Annotated in this window: 8 protein-coding genes; 1 reads left to right on the top strand and 7 read right to left on the bottom strand. The window is 46.7% G+C overall.

From position 1 onward, the window contains the following. Positions 1 to 1,237 precede the first annotated feature (1,237 nt). Positions 1,238 to 2,209 (top strand): integron integrase, encoded by a 972-nt coding sequence (locus tag LMJ53_RS15155; RefSeq protein ID WP_324295617.1) that lies wholly within the window; start codon positions 1,238 to 1,240, stop codon positions 2,207 to 2,209. 338 nt (positions 2,210 to 2,547) lie between these two features. Here LMJ53_RS15155 and prpF read toward each other — a convergent pair whose 3' ends face one another. The 7 genes from prpF to LMJ53_RS15120 form a co-directional block, all read right to left on the bottom strand. Next, positions 2,548 to 3,735 carry a 2-methylaconitate cis-trans isomerase PrpF gene (gene prpF, locus LMJ53_RS15150; protein WP_229588034.1) on the bottom strand — a complete coding sequence of 396 codons (1,188 nt, stop codon included), beginning with the start codon at positions 3,733 to 3,735 and terminating at the stop codon, positions 2,548 to 2,550. Beyond that, positions 3,735 to 6,320, bottom strand: a complete 2,586-nt coding sequence (gene acnD, locus LMJ53_RS15145) for a Fe/S-dependent 2-methylisocitrate dehydratase AcnD (protein WP_229588032.1) — start codon at positions 6,318 to 6,320, stop codon at positions 3,735 to 3,737. The genes prpF and acnD overlap by 1 nt, the downstream gene beginning before the upstream one ends. Positions 6,321 to 6,507: 187 nt before the next feature. Then, the gene (prpC, locus tag LMJ53_RS15140) at positions 6,508 to 7,635 is read right to left on the bottom strand and encodes a bifunctional 2-methylcitrate synthase/citrate synthase (RefSeq protein WP_229588030.1); all 1,128 of its coding nucleotides are present in this window, start codon (positions 7,633 to 7,635) and stop codon (positions 6,508 to 6,510) included. Between the two features lie 40 nt (positions 7,636 to 7,675). Further along, on the bottom strand, positions 7,676 to 8,557 hold the full coding sequence (prpB, locus tag LMJ53_RS15135; protein ID WP_229588028.1) for a methylisocitrate lyase: 882 nt from the start codon (positions 8,555 to 8,557) through the stop codon (positions 7,676 to 7,678). A gap of 1 nt (position 8,558) precedes the next feature. Next, positions 8,559 to 9,245, bottom strand: coding sequence for a GntR family transcriptional regulator (locus LMJ53_RS15130; RefSeq protein ID WP_229588038.1), 687 nt, complete (start codon positions 9,243 to 9,245; stop codon positions 8,559 to 8,561). A 508-nt stretch (positions 9,246 to 9,753) separates the two neighbouring features. Beyond that, positions 9,754 to 10,545 (bottom strand): TatD family hydrolase, encoded by a 792-nt coding sequence (locus LMJ53_RS15125; RefSeq protein ID WP_229588026.1) that lies wholly within the window; start codon positions 10,543 to 10,545, stop codon positions 9,754 to 9,756. Between the two features lie 40 nt (positions 10,546 to 10,585). Beyond that, entirely contained in the window at positions 10,586 to 10,912 is a 327-nt protein-coding gene (locus LMJ53_RS15120) for a PilZ domain-containing protein (RefSeq protein ID WP_226749972.1), read from the bottom strand. Between the last annotated feature and the right edge of the window lie 56 nt (positions 10,913 to 10,968).

Here is a 10,968-nt window from a genome sequence, read left to right as displayed (position 1 = left end):
TCAGGAGCTATTTCACCTGATTCTGTAAGCCAATGAAAATTGTCGTCGCTGACGACTTGTGTAGAAAAAATAAGAATTAATAAACTTAATATTGTTTTCATAACTATCCTTGTGTGGCTAACGCAAAGCTTTGGGGCGGCAGGAGCGCAGCGTAAGCCGTCCCAGCCACGACAGTGGCGACAACAGCGCCTTGTTATGCATCCTTTGCCCTCTTTAACAGCGGACTTAGGCATATGTAAAATCCAACCGCACTTACAATTCCCAGAGGAACTGTTGATAGTGCCATATTAGAGGAACTGTTCTTTAACCACTCCCAATGATTTTCGAGCAACCATTCAACAAACGGCACACCAGCTAAACCTGAAATCGTCATTATTAACAAACCAATAGTAACGATCTTAAGGTAAGGACTCTTCTGAAGAATCAAAATATATATTACATAAGCGGATACCAAGAGCGTTGGTATATTAATGAACAAAATTTCCGCGACCATTCAGAGATACCTCAGGATTAATGTGGCATAACACTCGATTCAGTGGCACTGAGTGCGGAGCGGTTTTGTGTTAATGTCTGAGCGCAGCGAGCAACACAAAAACATGGAGTGCTCGGTGTCCATCTGTAATCGTTTGTTATACGCCATTTTTTACAAACCCCATATTTGTCCTGTTGCTATCAAGAGGAAAAAACACAGCGCTACTGACAAGAATCCAAGTGAAAAGGAAACAAGAATCATCCAGACTCCAAATTTTCTATCACTTATGAAAAAAGTCATTAACAGTCCACTAATCCAGGTACTTGAACTTAAAATAAGTCCATTCCCTACCCGTGAAATTTCATGTTGAGATTCCCATGAAAACCAACCAATGCCAAACATTAAAACCAGCATGGAAAACCAAGAGAACAAAAACAGTTTTGGTTGCTTCGTAAATTTGTCCACAAAAAGGTAAAGTATCACCAAAATAAAATTTGGAAAAAATACTATTGCAAAATCAAGTAAGCTCAGCATCTATGGCGTATAACGCTTATTCGACAGAAATTTCCGTATTTAAACACGGACTTCTCCGTAATTGTAAATTTAATGATTTACACATTAACTACAAAACCCACTTCATACAATAGTTTGCAACATTAAATTTATAGCAGCATGTAACAAATACGGAACTATCCGTCTAACAAGAGCGACTTGACATTTCAAAAATAGCTGTATACTTAAACAGTATTAAGCCGGAGGTGTAAGATGACTATGCAATCGCCTTTTTTAGACTTTGTGGCAGAGGAAATGTACAAACGCCGCTATGCCAAGCGCACAGTGGAGACCTATGTATACTGGATCCGCTTTTATATTTTATTTCATAAAAAACAGCACCCTAAAGACTTAAGTGAGGCGCAGGTTGAACAATTTTTAACTTACCTTGCCTTGGAACGGCATGTTGCAGTTCAAACACAAGCACTTGCGTTGAACGCCCTCAGCTTTTTGTATAAAGAGATTTTTCAGCGACCGCTTGCACTTAATCTCAACTTTAATCAATCAAGTAAGCCTAGAAAGCTTCCTGTTGTGTTAACAAAAGACGAAATTAAACGCTTATTAAAAGAAATTGATCCGAGCTATCTCTTACTAGCTCAATTGTTATATGGCAGCGGCTTACGTTTAATGGAGGCGGTACGTTTACGGGTTGCCGCGATTGATTTTGACTATCTGTCGATTATGGTGTGGCACGGTAAAGGCGGTAAACATCGGCGCGTTACGCTAGCTCCAGAACTGGTGCCGGCATTAAAACGCCAAATTGCTATAGTTGAAGCTTACTATCATCACGATCTGGCAACTGCAGATTATGCGGGTGTTTGGTTACCATTTGCATTGGCACGAAAGTACCCAAATGCACCAAAAGAGCTTGGCTGGCAGTATTTATTTCCATCCGGCAAACTCAGCATTGATCCTGATTCTAAATTACTGCGTCGTCATCATATAGATGAGTCGGGTTTGCAAAAAGCGGTGAAAATTGCAGCTCGTAAAGCGGCTATCAACAAGCATGTTAGCTGTCATACATTGCGACATTCCTTTGCAACCCATCTTTTGCAAGCCGGTATGGATATACGTACTGTGCAGGAGCAACTGGGCCATACCGATGTAAAAACAACGCAAATTTATACCCATGTCTTAAAACAAGGGGGAAATGCTGTGCAGAGCCCGTTATCTCAGCTGCTTTAAATAAACCGTGTGATTGCAATTATCTGAATAAACTCTGTTATATCAATCTATTTTATGTCGGTTGTGTAAGCCCTCTATGCTGTATGGTTTGAGGTTCTGCTTAGCGCTTATTCTTGATCTAGCGGTTTTACCTGTAAAAATAAATTAGAGGAATCATGTTATTTACAGCGGCGGTCATAATCTGCAGTTAGTATTAGCGCTAGCAGGCGAATGATGCGAGCACAGTTTTTTTAACCGCTACAATGTCGAACTCGTTTTTGTCAGTGTGCTTCACGCCAGCCTGACGAAAAAAACAGAGCGCCTAAAGCGCCCTGTTTGGTTTGTATTCATTGCCTCTACTAAAAGCAATCGCCTGGCACTCTTACCCAACCTTCCATTAAAACGCGCGCACTGCGGCTCATAATGGCTTTGGTTACTGTCCACTCGCCTTCTACTTGCTCTGCGGCAGCCCCTACGCGCAGCGTACCTGACGGGTGGCCAAAACGCACTGCATCTCGATCACCGCCACCGGCAGCTAAGTTTACTAAGGTCCCTGGTATAGCCGCTGCTGTGCCAATGGCAACGGCAGCGGTGCCCATCATGGCATGGTGTAACTTGCCCATCGACAGCGCCCGCACCAGTAAATCAATATCACTGCTGTCTACCTGCTTACCACTGGAAGAAACATAGCTCTGCGGTGGTGCCACAAACGCCACTTTGGGCGTATGTGCTCTGGCGGCGGCTTCACTCACATCGCTAATTAAGCCCATTTTTATCGCGCCATAGGCACGAATGGTTTCAAAGCGCGCCAGCGCAGCAGGATCACCGTTAATCGCGTCTTGCAGCTCAGTACCTTTGTAACCAATATCGGCAGCATTAACAAAGATGGTTGGAATACCAGCGTTAATTAACGTGGCTTTAAATTGGCCAACACCCGGCACCGCTAACTCGTCTACCAGATTACCGGTTGGAAACATGGCACCGCCGCCTTCGCCTGCATCAGCAGCGGGGTCCAGAAACTCAATTTGCACTTCAGCCGCTGGAAAAGTTACGCCGTCTAACTCAAAATCGCCGGTTTCTTGCACTTCACCGCCTGTTATCGGCACATGGGCAATAATGGTTTTTTTGATATTGGCTTGCCAAATACGCACGGTACAAATGCCATTGGCCGGAATGCGCTGTGCATCCACTAAGCCATTGCTAATCGCAAAAGAGCCGACCGCCGCAGTGAGGTTACCGCAGTTACCACTCCAATCAATAAAGGGCTTATCAATGGCAACTTGGCCAAACAAGTAATCCACATCGTGATCAGTTTTACTGCTTTTACTTAAAATCACCGTTTTACTGGTGCTTGACGTCGCGCCACCCATACCATCGGTATGCTTACCGTACGGATCCGGGCTGCCAATCACTCTAAGCAGCAAGTTATCCCGCGCTTTACCCGGCACTTGCGCAGCAGCGGGTAAGTCGTCCAGTTTAAAGAACACGCCTTTCGACGTGCCTCCTCTCATGTAAGTCGCCGGGATCTTAATCTGTGGTGCAGCCATTACACCGCTCCTTGCAGGAAATCCTGCGCAAAGCGCTGTAATACACCGCCTGCTTCATAAATAGACACTTCTTCAGCCGTATCTAAACGGCAGGTTACCGGCACGTTAACCGTTTCACCATTGGCGCGGTGGATCACTAAAGTTAAGGTTGCACGTGGCGTACGCGCCCCCACCACATCATAGGTTTCGGTGCCATCTAACTGCAGCGTTTTACGGGTGGTGCCCGCAGCAAACTCTAGCGGTAACACCCCCATACCAATTAAGTTAGTACGGTGAATACGCTCAAAGCCTTCAGCCGCAATCGCTTCTACCCCGGCTAAACGCACACCTTTGGCCGCCCAATCGCGTGACGAACCTTGGCCGTAATCGGCGCCCGCCACAATAATCAGCGGTTGTTTACGCTGCATATAGGTTTCAATCGCTTCCCACATGCGGGTTACTTTACCTTCTGGCTCTAAGCGGGTTAACGAGCCTTGTTTTACTTTGCCATCGACTACCGCCATTTCATTAATCAGCTTCGGATTAGCAAAGGTGGCACGTTGTGCGGTTAAGTGATCGCCGCGGTGCGTGGCATAAGAGTTAAAGTCTTCTTCCGGTAAGCCCATTTTATGCAGGTATTCACCTGCGGCGCTGTCCAGCATAATGGCATTAGACGGCGATAGGTGATCAGTCGTAATATTATCACCCAGCACGGCTAACGGCCGCATGCCGGTTAGGCTACGCTCACCGGCTAAGGCGCCTTCCCAATAAGGTGGGCGGCGAATATAAGTACTTTGTGGCCGCCAGTCATACAGTGGGCTAATTTGCTCACCGTAATCCACGCTTACTTCAAACATGGGCTCGTACACTTTGCGAAATTGCTCAGGTTTTACGCTGGCTTTTACTACCGCATCAATTTCTTCATCGCTTGGCCAAATATCTTTTAAGGTAATGGCTTTGCCATCATGGTAGCCCAACACATCTTTTTCGATATCAAAACGGATAGACCCAGCAATCGCATAGGCCACGACTAAGGCTGGCGAGGCTAAAAAGGCTTGTTTGGCATACGGATGAATACGGCCATCAAAGTTACGGTTACCCGACAATACGGCCGTAGCGTACAGATCTCGCTCAATCACTTCTTGCTGAATAACCGGATCAAGAGCACCGCTCATACCATTACACGTGGTACAGGCAAATGCCACAATGCCAAAACCCAGTTGCTCAAGCTCGGGCAGTAAGCCCCCCTCTTCTAAATACAGTTTTACCGCTTTAGAGCCAGGCGCCAGTGAGGTTTTAACCCAAGGCTTGCGTGTTAAACCCAATTTATTGGCATTACGCGCTAACAAACCAGCAGCAATAACGTTGCGTGGGTTTGAGGTGTTGGTACAGCTGGTAATAGCCGCAATAATCACTGCGCCATCGGGCATTTTGCCTTCTTCTTGCACATAGCTTGCGGCAATGCCGCGCGCCGCTAAATCGCTGGTGGCTAAGCGCGCATGCGGGTTAGATGGCCCGGCCATGGTGCGGCCTACGCTAGATAAATCAAATTTTAATACCCGCTCATATTCCGCGGTTTTTAGGATTTCCGCCCATAACCCGGCGGTTTTGGCATAGGTTTCAACCAATTTAACTTGCTCTGGCTCACGGCCGGTAAGCGTTAAATAGTCTAGGGTTTGCTGATCAATGGCAAACATGGCCGCCGTTGCGCCATATTCTGGCGTCATATTAGAAATAGTTGCCCGATCACCTAAGCTTAAGCTGTCAGCGCCTTCGCCGTAAAACTCTAAGTAGCTTGATACCACTTTTTCTTTACGTAAAAACTCGGTCAGTGCCAGTACAATGTCGGTTGCCATAATGCCTGGCTGCGCTTTACCGGTTAGCTCTACCCCAATAATATCGGGTAAACGCATCCAGCTAGCACGGCCTAACATTACGCTTTCCGCTTCTAGGCCACCCACACCAATAGCAATCACCCCTAACGCATCCACATGAGGTGTGTGGCTGTCGGTACCTACCAACGTATCCGGAAAAGCCACACCATCTTTAGCATGGATAACAGGCGACATCCGCTCTAAGTTTATCTGGTGCATAATGCCGTTACCTGGCGGGATCACATCCACGTTTTTAAAGGCTTTTTTGGTCCAATTAATAAAGTGAAAGCGATCGTCGTTACGGCGATCTTCAATGGCGCGGTTTTTTTCAAACGCATCCGCTTCAAAACCGGCATATTCTACCGCTAACGAGTGGTCAACAATCAATTGCGTGGGTACCACTGGGTTAACTTTGGCCGGATCACCGCCCTTTTCAGCGATGGCATCCCGCAAGCCGGCTAAGTCGACTAAAGCGGTTTGACCTAAGATGTCATGGCACACGACGCGTGCCGGAAACCAAGGAAAGTCGAGATCGCGTTTACGGTAAATAAATTGCTTTAAGGCTTCGGTTAGCAGCGCTGGATCGCAGCGACGTACTAAGTTCTCGGCATGTACCCGAGAGGTGTAAGGCAGTTTGGCATAGGCGCCCGGCTCAATGGCATTCACAGCCGCTTCGGTGTCGAAGTAATCAAGCTGGGTACCCGGTAATTTTTTGCGGTATTGGCTATTCATGGTCGGCCTCTATCTGCTTAACAGTGGAAATTGATAACGAGTTACATCAAAACGAGAACCGGATGATGCTAAACCAAGTCTCGAAGGCATGGATGCCTGAGTGAAGCCTACAGGGAGGTATTCACGGCGCCTTGGTGTGCATCATCCGGTTCGATGTCATGGCTTAATGCCCTGTCGTTAACGCGAATTATCTTTCAGCAATCGGCGTTACCGTGCGCGGCTCAACACCCACATAATCTGCACTTGGCCGGATAATACGGTTATCCGCACGCTGCTCCATCACATGCGCGGCCCAACCGGTTAAGCGGCTGCATACAAAAATGGGGGTAAACAACTTGGTTGGAATACCCATGTAGTTGTAAGCTGAGGCATGGAAAAAGTCGGCGTTACAAAACAGTTTCTTCTCACGCCACATGACGGCTTCGCAACGCTCAGATACATCATATAAGCGGGTATCGCCATTCGCATTGGCCAGTTTTTCTGACCATGCTTTGATCACGGCATTGCGTGGATCCGACTCTGAGTAAACCGCATGGCCAAAGCCCATGATCTTTTCTTTGCGTTCCAGCATGCCTAATAGTTTGCTTTCAGCATCATCGGCATCAATCATGCCTTCAATCAGTTCCATTGCCGCTTCATTAGCACCACCGTGTAATGGGCCACGTAAAGAGCCAATTGCGCCGGTAATACAAGAGTGCATATCACTTAAGGTTGAAGCACAGACCCGTGCGGTAAAGGTGGAGGCATTAAACTCATGCTCGGCATACAGGATCAACGACGCTTCCATTACTTTTACATGCAATGCCGACGGTTTTTCACCGTGTAACGTCCACAAGAATTGCTCGGCGATTGAATCGGCGTCGGTTTCAACTTCTACCCGCTTGCCATGGTGGCTGTAGTTATACCAATAGTTCACCATGCCTGGAAATAACGCCAGCATCCGATCGGTTACATCCTGCTGTTGCCCAAAATTATGCTCCATTTCTAAGTTGCCCAGCATCGAGCAACCTGTGCGCATCACATCCATTGGGTGGGCTGAAGCCGGGATCCGCTCAAGTACATCAACCAGTGCTTGTGGCATAGCGCGTAAGCCTTTTAGTTTGGTTTTATAAGCGTTTAGCTCGGCTTGAGTAGGTAATTCGCCTTTTAAAATAAGGTACGCGACTTCGTCAAAGGTACAGTTTGCGGCTAAATCTTTTACATCATAACCGCGATAGGTTAAACCCGAACCGGTTTTGCCCACGGTAGATAAAGCGGTTTTTCCTGCTACTTGGCCGCGCAGACCGGCACCGGTCAGTTGTTTGCCTGTTGCCATTATCTTGCTCCTGTATTTATGATTATTTAATTTAAAAATATTATTTTTTGGTACTGAATAAACTGTCTAGCTTTTGCTCAAAGCTGTGATAGTTCAAGAAGTCATACAGCTCAGCACGGGTTTGCATGCTGTCTACTACCGCTTTTTGATCGCCATTGGCTAAAATAGATTCATACACATTTAACGCCGCTTTGTTCATCGCTCTAAAGGCACTTAATGGGTACAGCACCATCGCTACACCAACGGCGGCTAACTCGGCTTTGTTAAACAACGGCGTTTGGCCAAACTCGGTAATATTCGCCAAAACCGGTACTTTTAACGCTTTAGTAAAGGCGGTGTATTGCTCTAAAGTGTGCACCGCTTCAGCAAAAATGGCATCGGCACCGGCCGCTTCACAGGCTAAGGCGCGTTCAATGGCCGCCTCTAAGCCTTGTTGCGCGAGCGCATCGGTGCGCGCCATAATAAAAAAGCTTTCATCGCTGCGCGCATCCACACTGGCTTTTACCCGATCAACCATCTCTTCTAACGACACAATTTCTTTATTAGGGCGATGGCCACAGCGTTTTTGCGCTACCTGATCTTCAATATGAAAACCGGCCGCACCCGCACGGGTCATTTCTTTTACCGTGCGCGCAATGTTAAAAGCGCCGCCCCAACCGGTATCGGCATCCACTAATAACGGCAAATTGGTTGCAGCCGTAATGCGCCGAATATCTTCACACACATCATTTAACGACGTCATACCTAAGTCTGGTAAGCCAAACGAGGCATTCGCTACACCCGCGCCCGACAAATACAAGGCTTGATGCCCGGTACGCTCCGCCATCATCGCCGTGTAGGCGTTAATGGTGCCCACGATTTGTAGCGGTTGATTAGCGCTGATGGCAGCGCGAAATTTTTGTCCGGCAGTTAAGGTGGTCATATTAGTTCCCCGTTTGTTCACGTTGTAAAAGTGTAGGTTCAATATTGCGGCGCGACGCGGCAACATGGCGGCGCATCAATAAATCGGCGAGTTCGCCATCACGATTAGCAATGGCATTAATAATGGCTTTGTGTTCATCAAAAGCGCGTGATACCCGTGGGCCGTTCATACCCAGTTGTACCCGATACATGCGCATTAAATGATAGAGCTCATCGGTTAAAATATTAATCAGGTACGGGTTTTTACTACCCAAAATAATCCGGTAATGAAAATCGAGATCACCGGCTTCTTGGTAGTAGCTCTCCCCCTCTCGTACGCGCTGAGTAGACAAATGCTGATCCAGTAATGCCTGCATTTCGGCAATTTCTGCATCGGTCATTTGTGTCGCGGCCAGCCGACAGGCCAAGCCTTCAAGCTCTTCGCGCAGCTGATACAGTGATAACAGCCCCGCTGTCGACAATTTCACTACGCGCGCGCCGGCGTTAGGAATACGCTCAATCAAATGACAGCGCTCTAACCTAGCTAACGCTTCACGCAGCGGTGCCCGGCTTAAATCAAAGCGTTTTGCTAATTCAGGCTCACTGATTTTGGAACCCGGCGCAATATCACCCTCGACAATAGCGCGCTGCATTTCTTGCAGTACGCGGTCGGCAGCGGTTACAGGGATATTTTGGCGGCTTGCATTCATCATATTGTCGACATAATAAAACAGTTGTGTAGTTTTAAGCCGTTTTGGCGCTATTGTCAAGCTAACAAAAACAAGATTGTCGACAATTCATCTAAGATAGGGGCATATTGAGGGATAGCTTAAACATTATTGCCGTGTGCAGTGCCTCTTTAAGCCACTGCACTACAATGGCTGGTTATTTTTTAGACTTTTTTAGACTAAAAAAAGCACTTTATAGACAATCAATGTCTTAAGAGTAAATGTAACGATCAGGCTACACAGTGCGGTTTGTTTATAAAGTCAGGATTTTTGTTGCAGAATTGGAAACTGCTTTTATTACACAGCACGCGAAGTGGCAGAAAAAATATTAGCGGTATGGCAGGTAAAATACGGTGTATTAACTACACTCAATTTACATCATGACTTTTCGATAGCGCACGGCTCATTCCCTATGAGCCATTCCCCTAAGCCCAGAACAAGATAATTAGTTCTGGGCTTCTTTTATGCAGCAACGCCTAATTAACTACCGTTACGCCACTAAACGACGGCGCTGCGCCAAAGGAAATAATCGATAGAAGTTTTCAGTGGTTGCGCTGGCCAATTCAGTAATGCTGACCGCTTTAACTTCTGCAATGGCAGCAGCAACATCAGTAACATAAGCCGGTTGATTGGTTTTACCACGGTGCGGTACCGGCGCTAGATAAGGGGCATCAGTTTCGATCAGTAAGCGATCTAACGGCAGTTTTTTCACGACATCACGTAATTCTGCTGCATTACGAAAGGTCATAATGCCAGATATCGAAATATAAAAGCCTAAATCTAAGGCCGCTTTTGCCATCTCATAGCTTTCGGTAAAGCAATGCAAAACGCCACCGGCGCTTTCAGCCTGATGCGACTTTAATAATGCAATAGTATCAGTGCGCGCATCACGCGTATGAATAATCAAGGGTTTAGTTAACTGGCGAGCCACACTAATGTGTTTAACAAAGGCATCTTGCTGCGTCGCTTTACTCTCTGGGCTATAAAAATAATCCAGACCGGTTTCCCCCACCGCCACAACACGCTCAGCACTGGCGAGCTTCAGTAACTGCAGCTCATCAACGGTGCCTTCTTGATGCAGCGGATGCTCGCCACATGAAATCGATACACCTGCAAAAGGTTGCACCAAATCAGCCATCGCATCGAATTCAGCTAAGGACACACTGACACACAGTAAATGTTCAATTTGCCGTTTTTCAGCGGCGGCAATCACCTGCTCAAGGCTCATACCCAATTTGTCGAGTTCTAACCGATCTAAATGACAATGCGAATCTATAAACAAAACAACCTCGAAAATACTGCTGTTATTCAAGTGAATAACGTTACATGGTGTAAGTGGCTTCTGCACTTCCTAACATGCCACCTAATAATTTTTCAATGCGATCACTTAAGCCATGTTTATCATCAATAAAGGCCACACCGACACCCGCCGGATTAGAGCTTTGCGCACCTAAAGGTGATACCCAGGCTACTTTACCCGTCGCTACAATAGGTTCAAGTGTATCGGGCAAGGTTACGCTAAGGGCTAACGATTGGCCCATTTTAAATACTCTAGCCGAGCGGATAAAAAGCCCACCGTTTTTTAAAAACGGCATGTAGCACTTATATAACTCTTTGCCATCATTGAAATTTAATGCAACTTCTTCCATTTTCGCTCCTCTGCTTATTCAGCAGACTATTAGGGCTTGTTGAACTTTTATAAGGG

The organism is Rheinheimera sp. UJ51 (assembly GCF_020819615.1).
GTDB classification, from domain to species: Bacteria; Pseudomonadota; Gammaproteobacteria; order Enterobacterales; family Alteromonadaceae; genus Alishewanella; species Alishewanella maricola.
The sequence above is the reverse complement of the archived record's forward strand: the minus strand, read 5'-3'. Positions and strand labels throughout refer to the sequence as shown.